The 17,181-nt window shown below is 37.4% G+C and carries 15 protein-coding genes; 6 read left to right on the forward strand and 9 right to left on the reverse strand.

What is annotated here, in order from left to right:
* Positions 1-588: an RNA pyrophosphohydrolase gene (gene rppH, locus ACPT8Q_RS00450; protein ID WP_032824459.1), complete on the reverse strand. Its 588-nt coding sequence runs from the start codon at positions 586-588 to the stop codon at positions 1-3.
* Between the two features lie 80 nt (positions 589-668).
* A complete protein-coding gene (gene proB / locus ACPT8Q_RS00455; protein ID WP_425627530.1) occupies positions 669-1,775 on the reverse strand; it encodes a glutamate 5-kinase in 1,107 nt (368 codons plus the stop codon).
* 101 nt (positions 1,776-1,876) lie between these two features.
* On the opposite strand from proB, the gene folA reads away from it, so the two are divergent.
* The 3 genes from folA to ACPT8Q_RS00470 all read left to right on the forward strand — a co-directional run bounded on the left by folA (position 1,877) and on the right by ACPT8Q_RS00470 (position 5,245).
* Positions 1,877-2,359: a type 3 dihydrofolate reductase gene (gene folA / locus ACPT8Q_RS00460; protein WP_425627531.1), complete on the forward strand. Its 483-nt coding sequence runs from the start codon at positions 1,877-1,879 to the stop codon at positions 2,357-2,359.
* A 171-nt stretch (positions 2,360-2,530) separates the two neighbouring features.
* Positions 2,531-3,703: an EmrA/EmrK family multidrug efflux transporter periplasmic adaptor subunit gene (locus ACPT8Q_RS00465; protein WP_425627532.1), complete on the forward strand. Its 1,173-nt coding sequence runs from the start codon at positions 2,531-2,533 to the stop codon at positions 3,701-3,703.
* Between the two features lie 9 nt (positions 3,704-3,712).
* On the forward strand, positions 3,713-5,245 hold the full coding sequence (locus ACPT8Q_RS00470) for a DHA2 family efflux MFS transporter permease subunit (RefSeq protein WP_425627533.1): 1,533 nt from the start codon (positions 3,713-3,715) through the stop codon (positions 5,243-5,245).
* Between the two features lie 12 nt (positions 5,246-5,257).
* Here the strand turns inward: ACPT8Q_RS00470 and ACPT8Q_RS00475 are convergent, their stop codons facing one another.
* The 7 genes from ACPT8Q_RS00475 to ACPT8Q_RS00505 all read right to left on the reverse strand — a co-directional run bounded on the left by ACPT8Q_RS00475 (position 5,258) and on the right by ACPT8Q_RS00505 (position 14,717).
* Positions 5,258-6,028, reverse strand: coding sequence for an SPOR domain-containing protein (locus tag ACPT8Q_RS00475; RefSeq protein WP_425627534.1), 771 nt, complete (start codon positions 6,026-6,028; stop codon positions 5,258-5,260).
* Positions 6,029-6,262: 234 nt separating this feature from the next.
* A complete protein-coding gene (acrB, locus tag ACPT8Q_RS00480) occupies positions 6,263-9,343 on the reverse strand; it encodes a multidrug efflux RND transporter permease subunit AcrB (protein ID WP_050948713.1) in 3,081 nt (1,026 codons plus the stop codon).
* Between the two features lie 17 nt (positions 9,344-9,360).
* A complete protein-coding gene (gene acrA, locus ACPT8Q_RS00485) occupies positions 9,361-10,557 on the reverse strand; it encodes a multidrug efflux RND transporter periplasmic adaptor subunit AcrA (RefSeq protein ID WP_050846588.1) in 1,197 nt (398 codons plus the stop codon).
* A gap of 30 nt (positions 10,558-10,587) precedes the next feature.
* Positions 10,588-11,151: an efflux transporter AcrAB transcriptional repressor AcrR gene (acrR, locus tag ACPT8Q_RS00490; RefSeq protein ID WP_050846587.1), complete on the reverse strand. Its 564-nt coding sequence runs from the start codon at positions 11,149-11,151 to the stop codon at positions 10,588-10,590.
* Positions 11,152-11,346: 195 nt separating this feature from the next.
* Entirely contained in the window at positions 11,347-12,339 is a 993-nt protein-coding gene (locus ACPT8Q_RS00495; RefSeq protein ID WP_005631292.1) for an amidohydrolase family protein, read from the reverse strand.
* Between the two features lie 400 nt (positions 12,340-12,739).
* Positions 12,740-14,497 carry a DUF3413 domain-containing protein gene (locus tag ACPT8Q_RS00500; RefSeq protein WP_061671281.1) on the reverse strand — a complete coding sequence of 586 codons (1,758 nt, stop codon included), beginning with the start codon at positions 14,495-14,497 and terminating at the stop codon, positions 12,740-12,742.
* A gap of 1 nt (position 14,498) precedes the next feature.
* Positions 14,499-14,717: a YejL family protein gene (locus ACPT8Q_RS00505; protein WP_005670154.1), complete on the reverse strand. Its 219-nt coding sequence runs from the start codon at positions 14,715-14,717 to the stop codon at positions 14,499-14,501.
* Between the two features lie 128 nt (positions 14,718-14,845).
* On the opposite strand from ACPT8Q_RS00505, the gene yejK reads away from it, so the two are divergent.
* The 3 genes from yejK (at position 14,846) to ACPT8Q_RS00520 (ending at position 17,075) form a co-directional block, all read left to right on the forward strand.
* A complete protein-coding gene (gene yejK, locus ACPT8Q_RS00510) occupies positions 14,846-15,862 on the forward strand; it encodes a nucleoid-associated protein YejK (protein WP_050948715.1) in 1,017 nt (338 codons plus the stop codon).
* Positions 15,863-15,927: 65 nt separating this feature from the next.
* Positions 15,928-16,341 carry an outer membrane protein assembly factor BamE gene (gene bamE / locus ACPT8Q_RS00515; protein ID WP_005648317.1) on the forward strand — a complete coding sequence of 138 codons (414 nt, stop codon included), beginning with the start codon at positions 15,928-15,930 and terminating at the stop codon, positions 16,339-16,341.
* Between the two features lie 50 nt (positions 16,342-16,391).
* Positions 16,392-17,075 (forward strand): response regulator, encoded by a 684-nt coding sequence (locus tag ACPT8Q_RS00520; RefSeq protein WP_050948716.1) that lies wholly within the window; start codon positions 16,392-16,394, stop codon positions 17,073-17,075.
* Positions 17,076-17,181: the final 106 nt, after the last annotated feature.

Below are 17,181 nucleotides of genomic sequence, written 5' to 3' on the forward strand. Positions count from 1 at the left end.
TTAACCTTTTGATTTGTAAAAATGGCGTTTTGTGTATTTTGTCTGAGAATATTTTTTATTTGCCGAATAAGACTGTGAATTTGCTTCACGAGATGCGGAAAATATTGGTGGATTATCCGTAAATAATACCGAAGCAAACTCTTTCATTACCTTTCGATAAACATCTCGCTTAAAAGACACAACTTGACGAACAGGATACCAAAAACTTACCCAACGCCACCCATCAAATTCTGGCGATTTGGTCGTTTTCATATTGATATTTTTTTCATCGCCAACAAGCTGTAGCAAAAACCAGCGTTGTTTCTGCCCAATACACATCGGCTTGCTATCATAACGCAATAAACGCTTTGGCAATTTATAACGCAACCAATGTTTAGAAACATATAACAAACGCACATCTTTAGGTTGTAAACCAACTTCCTCGTGTAGTTCGCGATACATCGCTTGCTCGGCACTTTCATTATCATTAATGCCACCTTGCGGAAACTGCCACGAATTTTGCCCACAACGCTTCGCCCAAAGCACTTGCCCTTTGCGATTACAAATCACAATACCCACATTTGGACGGTAGCCATCAAAATCGATCACTATCGTTTTACCTTACATTTTTCCTATAAAAATAGCTCAAGATTGTTTCATAAATCAGTGCTTTTATCAACCAAAGGGCATTATGACAAAATAATCATGTCATCACGATGTATTGCTACCGCACCGTATTCATAGCCTAACACATGTTCAATGTCTGTTGATTTTCGGCCCTTAATTAATTGTAGGGCATCGCTGTTATAGCGTGGCATACCTAGTGCAATGTCTTTACCCGATTGAGTGCGTATTTTGACTACTTCACCACGCGAAAAACGCCCTTCCACGTTAATAATACCAGCGGGTAATAAAGATTTATTTTGTTCAAGAATGGCATTTTTCGCTCCATCATCAATAGTGATAATGCCTGCCGATGGCGCGGCGAAAAGCCATTGTTTGCGGCTTTCTAATCGATCAGATTGGTGTGCAATAAATTTTGTGCCAATATTTTGTTCATAAGCAAGATCTGCAATTACATTTTGGCGATTACCCGGAGCTATAATGGTTTCAATTCCAGAGCGAGTGGCAACATCTGCAGCAATGATTTTTGTCATCATTCCACCAGTACCAAGATTTGTACCACTTCCTCCTGCAATTGATCGAATATGATCCGTGATTTGTTCTACAACTGGAATTAATTTTGCTTCAGGATTTTTACGCGGATCACTATCGAATAAACCTTGTTGATCAGTCAATAAATAAAGTTGTTCCGCTTGCACAAGAATAGCGACTAGTGCAGATAAATTGTCATTATCGCCCACTTTAATTTCTGCAGTCGCCACCGCATCATTTTCATTAATCACAGGAATAATGTGATTATCTAAAAGTGCGTGTAAAGTATCTCGCGCATTTAAAAAACGTTCGCGATCTTCAATATCGGCACGAGTTAATAAAAGTTGTCCGATATGAATATCATAAATAGCAAATAATTTTTCCCAAGCCTGAATTAATTGGCTCTGACCAACCGCTGCAAGTAGTTGCTTTGAGGCGATTGTGGGTGGTAATTGAGGATGATTCAGATAATGGCGACCTGCTGCAATAGCGCCAGAAGTCACGATCACTATACGAAATCCATCATTATGCAGTTGTGCAATTTGACGAACGATTTCCATCATATGTGGCGAATTCAGTTTTGGCGACCCCTGAGTTAGCGTGCTTGTACCGAATTTCACAACAATTGTTTTTTTGTTCATAGTCCTTTCCCAAGTTCTTAAAATTGGTATTAACGTTATCACTAAATCAATGACAAATCACTTAATATCAGGTATAGTAACGGCAAATTTTAGGGGGACTTATGACATTTAGTTTAATTGTGGCGACAACATTAAATAATGTGATTGGTAAAGATAACCAAATGCCTTGGCACTTGCCTGCTGATTTAGCATGGTTTCGTCAGAACACGACTGGCAAACCTGTCATCATGGGACGTAAAACGTTTGAAAGTATTGGTCGCCCGCTACCTAAACGCACTAATATCGTACTTTCTCGTCAGCCCTTTGAACGAGAAGGCGTGGTATGGAAAGATAGCCTTGAAAGTGCGGTCGATTTTGTCAGAGATTTTGATGAAATTATGCTGCTTGGTGGGGGAGAGTTATTCAAACAATATTTGCCACAAGCGGACAAGTTATACCTTACTCAAATTCAAACAGAACTAGATGGCGATACTTTTTTCCCTCAATTAAATTGGGAGGAGTGGGAAATTGAATTTGATGAATATCGTAAGGCAGATGAACAAAATCGCTATGATTGCCGATCTTTAATTCTTACCCGAAAATAAATCAGATAAATGAAACAATACTTCTAGAACATTCATTAATCTAGCAAACAAAAAGATGATGATTTTCCCTTGAGTTCCCCTTTTTAAAGTTTCATAATGACCTTCCATTTTTATTTTTGATAGTTTTAAATATCCCATTTTTAAACATTATCCCAAATCAGGGAAGGCATTATGACGCAAACTGCAACTGAAACCCCATCAAATAAATCTGTATCAAAGAAAACTAACCGTAAAAAAGGCTTAAGCATTTTTATTTTTATCTTGCTTATTATTGGTATTGCTTGTGCTTTGTATTGGTTTTTCTTCTTGAAGGATTTTGAAGAAACAGAAGATGCTTATGTGGGCGGTAATCAAGTGATGGTGTCATCACAAGTTGCAGGTAATGTAGCGAAGATTAATGCTGACAATATGGATAAAGTCCATGCAGGTGATATTCTAGTTGAATTGGATGATACGAATGCGAAACTTAGTTTCGAACAGGCCAAAAGCAATCTCGCCAATGCTGTACGTCAGGTAGAACAACTCGGTTTCACTGTGCAACAATTGCAATCAGCTGTGCACGCCAATGAAATTTCTTTAGCTCAAGCACAAGGCAATTTGGCTCGCCGAGTTCAACTTGAAAAAATGGGTGCGATTGATAAAGAATCTTTCCAACACGCAAAAGAAGCTGTCGAGCTTGCCAAAGCAAATTTAAATGCCTCTAAAAATCAATTGGCTGCTAATCAGGCTTTATTGAGTAACGTTCCATTACGTGAACAACCGCAAATACAGAATGCAATGAGTTCACTCAAACAGGCTTGGTTGAATTTACAACGTACAAAAATTAGAAGTCCAATTGATGGCTATGTGGCGCGTCGTAATGTTCAAGTTGGGCAAGCCGTTTCAGTGGGTGGCGCGTTAATGGCAGTGGTATCTAATGAACAAATGTGGCTAGAAGCTAACTTCAAAGAAACCCAATTAACGAATATGCGCATTGGTCAGCCAGTAAAAATCCATTTTGATTTATACGGTAAAAATAAAGAATTTGATGGCGTGATAAATGGTATTGAAATGGGGACTGGCAATGCATTTTCTCTTTTGCCTTCACAAAATGCTACGGGTAACTGGATTAAAGTGGTGCAACGCGTACCTGTGCGAATTAAATTAGATCCACAACAATTTACAGAAACGCCATTGAGAATTGGTCTTTCTGCAACGGCAAAAGTAAGAATTTCAGATTCATCAGGCGCAATGCTACGAGAAAAAGCAGAACCGAAAACGTTATTTTCTACTGATACACTTAAATATGATGAAAGTGCGGTAGAAAATTTGATTGAATCTATCATTCAGCAAAACAGCCATTAAGGCGGCATTATGGACAATTCCGCAAAAAAATTCCCGCCTATTCAAGGTGGTGCGCTGATTTTATTAACGCTGGCTTTATCTCTTGCCACCTTTATGCAGGTATTAGATTCTACCATTGCAAATGTGGCAATTCCTACTATTGCGGGCGATCTTGGCGCATCTTTTAGTCAAGGTACGTGGGTAATCACTTCTTTTGGTGTGGCAAATGCGATTTCTATTCCAATAACGGGTTGGTTAGCAAAACGTTTTGGCGAAGTGCGGTTATTTTTAGTCTCAACTTTTTTATTTGTTGTCTCTTCTTGGCTCTGTGGGATTGCGGATAGTCTTGAAGCATTAATTATTTACCGAGTCATTCAAGGTGCTGTCGCAGGCCCAGTGATCCCTCTTTCTCAAAGTTTATTATTAAATAATTATCCACCAGAAAAACGCGGAATGGCATTGGCATTTTGGTCAATGACTATTGTGGTTGCGCCTATTTTTGGCCCAATTTTAGGCGGATGGATTAGCGATAATATCCATTGGGGATGGATCTTTTTTATCAATGTTCCGATCGGTTTGTTAGTTGTGCTAATCAGCTGGAAGATTTTGGGTGGCCGAGAAAGTGAAATTGTTCATCAACCTATTGATAAAGTCGGTTTAGTTTTACTTGTCTTAGGCGTGGGATGTTTGCAATTAATGCTTGATCAGGGCCGTGAGCAAGATTGGTTTAATTCTAATGAAATCATTATATTAGCCGTTGTTGCTGTCGTTTGTCTGATTGCCTTGGTTATTTGGGAATTGACAGATGACAATCCTGTAGTGGATATTTCGCTTTTCCATTCTCGTAATTTTAGCGTAGGGTGTTTATGTACTAGTTTAGCCTTTTTGATTTATCTAGGTTCTGTGGTATTAATTCCGCTCTTGCTACAACAAGTCTTCCATTATACTGCGACGTGGGCAGGGCTTGCGGCTTCCCCAGTTGGATTATTCCCTATTTTACTTTCACCGATTATTGGACGTTTCGGTTATAAGATCGATATGCGAATTTTAGTGACGATAAGCTTTATTGTATATGCAATAACATTTTATTGGCGAGCGGTAACTTTCGAGCCATCAATGACATTTGTTGATGTAGCTTTACCACAATTAGTGCAAGGTTTAGCGGTGTCCTGTTTCTTTATGCCACTTACTACAATAACGCTGTCTGGCTTGCCTGCGCATAAAATGGCTTCAGCCTCTAGCTTATTTAACTTTTTGAGAACTTTAGCGGGTTCTGTAGGAACATCTTTGACCACATTTATGTGGTATAACCGTGAAGCTGTTCACCACACTCAATTAACAGAACACATTAATCCTTATAACCCAATTTCCCAAAGTTTTTACCATCAAATGAATCAATTTGGTTTAAGTGATAGCCAAACTTCAGCTTACCTCGCTCAACAAATAACATCGCAAGGATTTATTATTGGTGCAAATGAAATATTTTGGCTATCCGCGATGGGATTCTTAGGATTGTTTATTGTGATTTGGTTTGCAAAACCACCTTTCGGTACTCGGCATTAAAATAAATAGATATTACATACCAATCACAACACAATCGGTAACAGTTTTAGCTCTACTTTGTGCCTGTACTGCAAGCTCTCGAGTATCAAAACTTGCTACACGAACACGGTTCCATTCGCCGTTAGTTTGTATTTGAGCATTTAATCCTGTCATCTGTAAACGACCTTGCAGATTTTCGGCTTGCACTCGATTTTTGAAAGCCCCGCATTGTAAACCAAATTTCTTGCTATCCCGTACATTATTAACCGTTTTTATTTGTTCTACTTTTTTTACGCTTTCAATTTTCTGTGAGTCTTGCTTTTTAATTGATTCCAATTTTACGATTTCTGCCTCTGTATTTTTCATATCTTCCGTTTTTTTGGATTGAGTTCTCGTTGCATCTTCTATTCTCTGTTGCTCAGCCAGTTTTCTAGCTTCATCAGCCGCTTTTTGATCTCTTTCCATTTGAATTAAAACTTGACGTTGTTCTTCTGTTAAACGCATATTTTGTTCTACACTCGCTGGATTATTATCTACAGGTACAGTACGCGTTTCTAAGGCTTTAATATAACTCCACACTTCCTCTGGACGATTAGGTAACACACTTTTAAGTTGAGCTTTTTCCTGTTGTGTTATAGCTTGCTGCACTATTACCTTGCTATTTTTATTTTTCAACAAATAAAGTCCAACAGCAAAAACCAGAACAATAAATAAAGCAAGAAAGATCAAGACATTTGTATTCTTTTTCTTATTTTTTTTCTTATTATTTGAGCTACGACGCGCAGCAAAATCTCGATGTGCCACAATAAATTCCTAGATTTGAAGTGATAATTTTAATAATTCAACAAAATTTGCTAAGTTTACTGAAAAATAGCCTTTAAATAAAGACTAAGATAAGTGGATCATTTATATAATTAACAGAATAAAAAAATACCGCACTTATACAGGTTATGCTCAAAAAAGTTGGATAAAACAACTATTTATAAGTACGAATTACGTAAGATAACCTAAGTGCGGTTTGTTTTTTCTATGTTTTAATTAGTGGGTTGTTTTATTTTCATCAAAAACCGGTAATGGTTTGTGTTCAGTTGCGACATAGCTATATACCACAGGCAAGACGAACAAGGTAAAAATAGTACCAATGGATAATCCAGCCACAATCACTATCCCCATACTAAAGCGAGATACCGCTCCCGCACCTGTTGCATAGAGTAATGGAATTAAGCCAGCTACCATTGCTGCGGTTGTCATTAGAATTGGGCGCAAACGCACTTTTGCCGCGTGAGTGATTGCCTCAATACGCGTTTTCCCATAGTTTAGCTGTTCTTCTTTTGCCACTTCGCACATTAAGATACCGTGTTTAGTGATTAATCCTACTAGGGTAATCAATCCTACTTTTGAATAAATATTCAACGTAGTGCCAGCTATACCGAAGAAAGAGAGTAAGTTTAAACTCACTAATGCACCACTTACGGCTAATGGTACGGAAATCATAATTACCATTGGGTCACGTATAGATTCAAACTGAATAGCAAGCACCAAGAAAATAATTACGACAGCAAGAATGAAAGTCGTCGTAAGTGCATTACCCTCTTGTACTAATTGACGAGCTTCGGATTTGAAATCATAAGTGTATCCTTGTGGCAAATTATCATTTGCCTGTTGTTGAAGCCAAGCAATGGCATCGCCACTTGATGTTCCCGGCATTGGTACAGCACTGATTTCAGCCGAATTTAATTGGCTGAAACGCGGTAATGATGTTGGCTGAGTTTCTAATTTCATACTGATAACACTACTTAATGGCACTGATTGACCATTAGATGCAGTTAAATAATAATTTTGGAAACTTTCTGGCGATAAGCGATCATCTCGTTTTACCTGCGAAATTACTTTATAAGCACGTCCATCTACATCCACACGCGTAACTGTCGCACCAGATAAGAAACTGCCTAAAGTATTACTAATCTGTTGCATTGTAATGCCGTAAGTTCCCGCTTTTTCCTTATCCACAGAAATCGTCATTTGTGCGGTGTCATAAGTTAAATTTAAATTGGAATAAATAAATTTACCTGAAGCTTTCATCGCATTTAAGAATTTCTCTGCAGTATTCGCTAAAGATTTATAATCTTGTGCAGTTTTTAACACAATAGAAACTGGCGGCCCTTGTTCTCCTGTATCAATTTCAGGGAAATTGAAGGCAGAAACTGATACTTCTGGAATAGATTTTGCTTTTGCATTTAATTCATTCATCACAACAGATTGTTTACGTGTGCGTTCTTTCCAATCTTTTAAAGTAATGATATTCAAAGAACCATTAGAATTTGGTGCTCCAGCAATACTCATTCCAAAAGAAACCTCAGGCGTATCCATTACATTTTTCATATATGGTTGCATTGCATTTTGAATGTAATCTACATTTACGCTAGATGGTGCATTACCAATTGCAATAAATGCGCCTTTATCTTCATTTGGTGTTAATTCACTAGAAAGCGCATTAAACAAAAATGGGAGCGTTGAGAAAATTACCACAGCAAAAGCCAGCATTGATTTACGATTGAGCATAACAAGATCAAGCATATATTCGTAAATACGATTAACTTTTCCTAATGTATGTTCAACCTTTTGTTCTAACCAAGTTGGTTGGGCGTTTGATTTAAGCAACTTGCTACTCATCATCGGAGAAAGAGTTAATGCCACAATGCCTGAAATAAATACCGCACCAGCTAGAGTTAAAGCAAACTCTTTAAACAATGTGCCAGTAATCCCCCCCATTAAAGCCATTGGCGAATAAACTGCGATCAATGCAATAGTCATAGAAATAACGGGGACTGCAATTTCACGCGTACCAATAATCGCCGCTCGGAATGGCGTTTCCCCCTCTTTAATATGACGATCAACATTTTCCAGCACTACAATAGCATCATCCACAACTAAACCTATGGCAAGAATTAAAGCGAGCAAGGTCATTAAATTAATAGAAAAGTTGAAACTTTGTAGCAGCATTAACACGCCAATAAGAGAAATTGGAATAGCTAATATTGGAATTAAAATGGCGCGGAACGAACCGATAAACATTAAAATTACCACTAAAACGATTAAAGTGGCTTCTCCAATAGTTTTTATTACCTCGTGAATGGAACTATTAATAGCAATAGTGCGGTCATAAAGAATATCGCTTTCCATACTGTCTGGCAGTTGTGTTTTTATACTTTCATATAAAGGGCGAATTTTTTCTGCGACAGTCAAAGGGTTTGCTGTGGAGGTTGGATTGATGGCTAACACGACGGATTCTGCGCCATTTGCCGTAGCACGCGAATTATCACTTTCTTTATTTAATTCAACGGTTGCAATATCACGCAAACGCACTAAATCATCGCCATTTGATGAAATAATTAAGTTGCTGAGTTGTTCCACAGATGTCGTTGTGGTCTCAACTTTGTTACGATAACTCACATAATAGCCATTATCGTTCCCCGCAGCCGTTTGTACGTTATTAGCAGAAAGCGCAGACATTACTGCTGGAGCAGAAAGATTTTGAGCTGCCATTTTTTGTGGATCAAGCCAAATACGTAATGCATATTCAGCGGCACCAAATACCTGTACTTCAGCAACACCCTCAATGGTAAAAAACTGTGGTTTGACTACACGATTGATATAATCGGTCACCTGACTAGAATCCAGTTTTTTAGATCGGAAACTGATATACATAATACCGCTCCCACCTGAAGAAGAGGATACACTAGGATCTTCAATACCATTTGGTAACGCCGACTTTACTGCATTCACTTTGGCTAACACATCTGCCAACGCACCTGCAGGATCGGTATTTAATTTCATTTTTATTGTAATAGTCGAACTGCTAGGCGCACTAGTCGAAGACATATAGTCAATATTATCGGCTTGCGCGATAGATTCTTCCAATTTTGAGGTAACAAATGCTTGGATTAAATTCGCATCTGCCCCTGGATATGCGGTACTCACTGTAATGACTGTAGTGGTCATTTTAGGGTATTCACGCACTGCCAATTTCGAGATCGCTTGCAACCCTAAAATAATCATTAACAAACTAATTGAAACTGCTAAAACAGGGCGACGAATAAATATATCGGTAAATTTCATTCGGATTTCCTCATACATTAAAGTGGTGTTTTATGTGCAGGCTCTACTGCACCCACAATGTCTTTTTTAATCCATTCCACAAGACTTCCATTACCAATACCTTGCTGACCGCCTGTAATAATTTTATCTCCTGCTTTAACTTCATTTCCTTGTAATTGAGCATAAACACCTTGACGATCTTTAGTAAATACGGTGATTTGTTTCGCACGATAGAGACGATCCAATTTTTCATTACCTGACATTTTTCCTTTATCTTCATCAGATAATGGTGTGAGTAAATAAGCAATTTCACCATACATATTGTAGCTGATAGCGACTTGTGGCACGACAATTTGATTTGTTTCCGTTGAAAGCGCAATACGCAAACGAGAGAACATACCTGAAAGCAGTTTACGTCCATCTTCTGGATCAAATGTTGCTTGAATATCCACAAGCCCAGTAGCTGCATTTACCGCAGGTTCAATCGCCGTAATACGTGCAGAAAATGTTTCGCCAGAACGAGCATCAACGGTAGCCGTAACACGCTGACCAATATGCAACTTATCTAAATCATTTTGTGAAAGAGCAAAATCTACTTTCATTGAGCTAGTATCTTCTACACGCACAATTTCTGTTCCAACATTCACATATTGTCCAATATTGATTTTCACAATACCCGCTTTACCATCAAATGGTGCCACAATTTTACGACGTTCAATTGCTGCTTTTAGAGATTCAATATTAGCTACTTGAGCGTCATAAGCCGCTTTTGCGTTATCCATTTCTTGACGTGATACAGCATTGCTATTTAATAAGCTCACATAACGTTGGTAAGTTTGACGAAGTGCTGATAATTGTGCCTGAGCAGCTTGTAGGCTGGCACGTTCAACAAAATTATCAAGTTCCACAAGCACCTCACCTTTTTTCACATTTTGTCCATTTTGAACAAGCACTTGTGAAACCGTACCCGCATTTTGTGCGCTAAGCATAGCACCTTGATGTGGACGTATTAGCCCTGTTGTATTGATAACAGGTGTCCACTCGCGTGGTTGTACTTCAAGTGCGGTCACGGGACTTGAAGGTTCTGGCATACTAGCAATCACTCGACTTGTCATTACACCTTTAAATACATTAAAACCGATGACACCAGCAAAAATTAAGACAAATACAGCTAAAATCACTTTCATCAAGAAAATATGTGAGCGTTTTGGTCTTTGATGTTGAGTTTGACTCATGTTTAAAGCTCCGTTATAAAATAACAATTCCTATTTCTGAATCGCACGCCAAGAGCGTTCAATCACAGATTCTAAAATTTCAGGATTAAGATCGAAATCGATAAATTTTGCATCAGAGACCAAATTTATCGCCGTTTTCAAACTTAATAAAAAGAGAATATCTTCAGGTAACTCGGCTAATAAGCCAGCTTTTTTGGCTTGGTCACAAAATAAATCCCAACGACAATTTTTAACGTTTTTACAAATATCCTTGAAATTCGGCAAAGATTCATATTGCTTTAAATTGGATAGAATAGTGGGATTTTCTTGTAAGAAATACCAAATGTTTTTCCACATTTGTCGATACTGTTCGAAAAAAGGCTTAGATTCATCAAAATCTTTTTCAAGTGTTGCCATAAACATTGAAAACACCCTGTGTGCAAATTGTTCAAGCAACTCATCTTTGTTTTTGAAATAAAGGTAAATCGTTCCCGCCGCTACATTTGCCTCTTTTGCGATTTTATGCATAGAAAGCCGGTCTAAACCTTCTTTTGCCATTAAACGATCGGTAGCAAGAAAAATTTGTTCGGCTAAATCAGTTTTAGCTTGTCGCATAAGATCCTTGAATAAAATAAAGAGCAATAATCGCCCAAAAATGAATGGACGTTCATTTTATTTATTTTTTGTTTTTTGGCAAGTTAAAAATAAAAAAGGACAACGAAAATGGGCTACATTTAAAAGCTAGATTTTGTAATCAACTTTTAAATATTGCCCATTTTGACCGCACTTTTGATTGGGCGGAATAAAAAGCTAAATTGGTTCTAGTCCTAATACTTTACGACCATTAATACTTGCGATATTGACCATTTCATCTAAGTGTGGGAAACGGCAGCCTGCAGCCAATAGGCTTAATTCTTGCCATAAATCCCCCTCACATAATGGCACCATATAATCGCAAATATTATCTGTGCCTAGGGCAACAGTGATACCTTCGGGGATCATTTCATCTGCTGGCGTGAGTGCATTATGGAATGGCATAAGATCTTCTTTGCGATTACTGTCAATCCATGCCATTGGACAGGCGATCATCATCATTTTAGCTTTACGCATTTTTTCGTAAAGTTTGTAGCGATATTCTTTTGAATGTGAGCCAATGGAAATACCATGGATACCCACAACTCGCCCTTCCATTCCGTGTTCAATGGTTTTGTCGCAAAGTTGCTCAGTTTCTTTTTCACTTGGGTTATTGAATTGGTCTACATGTACATGACACATAATTCCAAGAGATTTGGCCTTATCTAACAAGATATCCATTGCCTCTAGGCCGCGTCCATAATCCAATTCATCACGATATGGTAAGCCGCCAATCATATCTACCATTTCTGCACCAATATCAAACCATTTACGCGCAGTGGGTTCGATTACCCCTTTTAAAGTTTGATTGGCAAATTTCAAAATAATGTCATGTTTATACACTTCGCGGGCTTTGTGTGCGGCAATAATTGCACGATCTTCACAAATTGGGTCTATATCTACAAATGTTCCAAATGCGGTTACACCTTGGGATATCATTAATTCAATAGATTGGCAAAAACGTGCGTAATAATCATCAACACTGGAAGTACGTTTTACTTCATCCACTAAATCCCATTTTTGTTGCAAATTACTACTATGATAAATCCCAATTTTCTCTGGCGTCATCGTAAAAGCGCGGTCAGCATGTGCATGGGCATTTACCCATCCGCCTTTTTTGATAATTTCATCGCGAATATAGGTTTTAAAACTACGAACGTGGCTTTTCATACAAACTCCGTAAAAAAGAAAGGATAAAAAGACGAGAATGTATATTAATTGAAAGGTGCTGTAAGTACGGCGAGAAGCATTATGGTAATGTTATGAAAAACTCACGGATTTTCATTAATAACATTTTTCAGTCTTAAACTGAGGCGTGAGTATAAAGACTTAAGGGCAAAAAATCCATTCTTTTATGCACTTATAGGTTATTTGTCGTAACGCAGGCATTCACATATCTAATTAGATATAATCACTATTCTATAAGAACTTAATAAATGCGTGGGCTAACGCCCACCCTACATAACTTAGACTTATCTACACAACTTCCATAGCGTGGATACAAGCCCACGAGATGAATAAAAGGATATAAAATACTGTCAAAATTAACCGCACTTTTTACCTTTATAGATTATTTTTCAAAGAAGAAATTTTGTAATTGGAAAGCTTCTAAGAAGATTCCAAGTGGCGGTCTGTCTGAAGATTGCTCAATATAATCTTTATCGAGTTTTTTGTAATTACCTTTGCGATCAATATGGTATTGTGTTCCATCAGGTTGAATCACCACATTCCAGTGGAAATTAGAGGCAAGTACCCAGTCATCCCCCTTAAGATCAAAGAGATTGCGTCCTTGACTATAATCCATCAACGGGTTTTCTACACGGAATACTGTCTGCATTAACGCAGAGAAAATATCAGCATGATTACTTAATCCATTTTGTTTGCCTACTGGTAAATCTTTCCAATATACAAGCAATGGCACTTGAATTTCATCGCGCCCAAAGTAGTTTTCTCGCTCTTTGTCATTCATTTCATTGAAAGTTAAACCGTGTTCAGCAGTGATAATCACTAATGTGTTTTCAAGCGGTGTATTTTCTAGCACTTTTGCTAAAAGTAAATCCACGTCCTGTAAAGTGCGGTCATAATCTGCTTGGTTTTTAGCCTCCAAGGCTAAATCCAAATAAGCAAACCAAGGGGAGTCTATTTTTTGTGCTTTAATAAAATCATTGAGATTTTTTACCGCACTTTCATTATTTGGTTTGCTGGTTTTATTCGATGAAAGTTTCATTTCACGAAATAATGCTTGGCGGAAGACGCTATCTTTGAAATTCGTAGCAGAAAATAAACCCAATTGATAATTTTCAGCACGTAATTTTTCGATTAAAACAGATTGGGTATGATTGCTTAAAATGCTATCGGTGTAATTTGCATTTAGCCCGTAAAATAACCCAATTAAGCCTGCATTATTACTATTACCTGTGCTGTAATGATTAGTGAATTCCGTTGAACTTGTTGCAAATTCAGCTAACTTGGGCATTTTGCCTTGAGAAATGGCATCGTAACGTAATCCAGAAACAGTGATCATTAAAATGTTTGGTTTATTGTCAATTGGTGCAAAAGTGAGTGTTTTTTTAGGGTAATCAATCTTTAAGGCATCTAAACGCCCCTCTTGTTTTAATGTTTGTGCGTACTGCTCGCCATCAATGAAACCGTGTTTTTCTAAAAAAGAACGAGCTGTCATTGGATAAGAAAGAGGAAAATTAGAGCGTTGCATCGTAATTGGACGATATAAATAAGCATCTGCCCAAGCATAAATTAAATGCGTAGTAATAAACATGGAAGTTAAGGATACACCGACAGCTTTTAGCCATTTTTGGCGTTCAAGACTACGTAATTTTTCCCAACTCCAGCGAGAAAATAACATCTGTGCCAGTAAAATTATTGGCATTGGTGCAAAGAAAATTTGCCAATCGCGCGACATTTCGCCATTTTCTGGATTAACCAGCAAATTCCATACCACAGAGGATAAATGCAGGCTGAATCGATTGAATACTGCAGTATCAAATAATAATAAGGTTGTGCAAATTGTGGAAAAAATCACGGTTAATCCGCGAAAAGTGCGGTGATTTTTAACAATGAAACTCAGTGGAAAGACAACGAGTAAGTACAACGCAAAAACGTTGAAACTGAAATGCCCGAGCAAACTTACAAAGAAATAAAGTTTTCCTGCGAGAGTATCTGGCCAGTCAATGATAAAGGCATAACGTGCGCCAATAAGAATAGCAACAATAATATTAAAAAAGGCAAACCAATGACCCCACGAAATTTTTCGTGAAACGTCATCGCGGTATTGTTTGCCGCTGAAGGTGCCTTTTTTAATCCATTTCATATTAACGTGTTTTTACTGCATTGATTAAGGAATTAGAAAACGCTTGAGCCAATGCCTCACGTTGAGTTTGCGGCACACTGCTAGTTAATAGATTACTTGCCATATTACCCAATGCGATTAAGGAGAGATCTACCGAGGCTTTATGCTTTTCTAGCACTGCGATTATATCGTTTACAATCGCACTTAATTGAGCATCAGAATATTTAGAATGTTGAGCCATAATGTCAAAAATAAAACAAAAAATTTGGCTTATGATACCCGATTATTTGGTAGAACCTAAATAATTTCTTTTTTCTTGCTTAAAAAGTGCGGTTATAATTTGCGGCAAATTTTTCAAAGGTGACAAAAATGAGTATTATCGTTAATCAAATTGTTTTGCATCAGTTAGTCAAAAATGTGGATGGCGACAGCATAAAAATGGAAAGCGTATTACGCGATGAGTTGCTGTCAATTACGCCAGAAGTAGAGCAAATGATGTTGCAACTTCATCAAGGCTATCAAAATAAAGCTAAGGCTTTTGGCGTGTTTCAGGAAAAGTCTATCTTTGCACAACATTTAAATCGTTTATTAGAACAAGAAATTGAGTTTTTAGGTTTTAGTCAATATTCAACAAAATTGCTTGCTGATGAGCTAGGTAAATATAACTTTGCGGAAAGTGGCACCTTGATTTTATGCCAATATAATTTCTTAGCGACAGATTATTTGTTTATTGCATTGCTTGATAGCCGTCATAGTATGTTAGTCGATGAGCATTTAGATATTCACCGTACAGAATATCTTGATATAACTCAGTTTGATATTGCGGCACGGATAAATTTGACGGATTTGCAAGTAAATGCGAACTCTAATCGTTATTTAACTTTCATAAAAGGCCGTGTAGGTCGCAAAATTAGTGATTTTTTCATGGGTTTTTTAGGTGCTGAAGAAGGATTAAATCCACAGGTTCAAAATCAGTGTTTATTGCAAGCGGTAAGTGATTACTGCGATCAAGGCGAACTCAACAAAGAGCAAACTCAAGCGGTAAAAAAACAAGTGTTTGAATATTGTAAAGGTCAGCTTTCAAACGGTAACAATATTGAATTAAGGGAACTTTCTGATTCATTACCCACTCTAAACGAACAGCCTTTTGTCGCCTTTACGGAAGAACAGAATTATGGTTTGGAAGAGAGCATTCCTCCTGTTCGTTCAGCATTGAAATCGCTAACAAAATTCTCTGGGTCAGGAAAGGGCGTTACCCTAAGTTTTGATGCGGAATTATTGAATACACGTATTCAATGGGATCCTATGACAGATACCCTAACCATCAAAGGTTTACCGCCAAATTTAAAAGATCAATTACAAAAGGCTTTAAAATCAGAGAATTAATTTGGAAATACACCCAATTTTGGATATTATTTGACAGAACTTTTGCACAAATTAAGGTAAAGAAAATGCAAGTTAAAACACTTTTAGGCGCAACCTTTTTAGCATTAAGCCTCGCTTCTTGTTCCACCGTTGAAAAAGTTGTATATCGAATTGATGTACCGCAGGGCAACTATTTAGAAGCGACTACCGTTGCGCAAGTTAAAGAAGGCATGACTGCTCAACAAGTACAATATTTGTTGGGAACGCCAGTATTAATCGATCCTTATAATAACTACACTTGGTATTACGTATTCTTACAACAACGTGCCTATGAAACACCAGCTCAACATACGCTAACCGTAAAATTCGATCAACGTGGGATTGTGACAGAAACCCATCTTGATAAACCTTTACCAGAGGTTTCACAACAAGGCGAAAATAACACCATCATTGAAACAGGTGAGAAACCAAAATCAAGTTGGTGGAAATTCTGGAAATAATCTTTTTATTTTCACCGCACTACAATAATAATTGGTAAAAGGAATCCCCAATGTCAAAACTCTTGCTCGTTGATGATGATATTGAATTAACTGAATTACTTTCTACACTTTTAGAGCTTGAGGGTTTTGACGTTGAAACAGCAAATAATGGATTAGAAGCATTACAAAAACTCAATGAAAGCTATAAGCTGGTTTTGCTTGATGTAATGATGCCAAAGTTAAATGGTATCGAAACATTAAAAGAAATTCGTAAAGTCTCTAACGTGCCAGTGATGATGCTAACAGCAAGAGGCGAAGACATTGATCGCGTATTAGGCTTAGAATTGGGAGCGGATGATTATTTATCCAAACCTTTTAACGATCGTGAGCTTATTGCAAGAATTAAGGCAATTTTGCGTCGTAGTGCATCTCCTTCAAATAATACCGCAAATGTAGAAATCCTTTCTTTTGACGGAATAACTCTCCACTTTTCTCACGGAATTGCAACCTATAATGAAGAAAATCTCAATTTAACTGATTATGAATTTAAGATCCTTTGTTTATTGCTTAAATCTAAGGGAAATGTGGTAAGTCGAGAAGAATTAAGTTTAGAAGTAATGGAAAAACCGCTCACTCCATTTGACCGCTCTCTTGATATGCACATCTCTAATTTAAGACGCAAATTACCAGAACGAAAAAACAAGCCCTCTTGGTTTAAAACTTTACGCGGAAAAGGATACGCTTTAGTTACCTAATTTTTATAAAATTACGTTATTTTTTCAATTTAAATCAACTCACTATCCAAACATTTCTTATGTTTTGGTTTTCTTTTTTCATAATGATGAGCCTTGTGATCGCCGT

The organism is Haemophilus sp. HN_Hi10, assembly GCF_049821985.1.
GTDB classification, from domain to species: Bacteria; Pseudomonadota; Gammaproteobacteria; order Enterobacterales; family Pasteurellaceae; genus Haemophilus; species Haemophilus influenzae_D.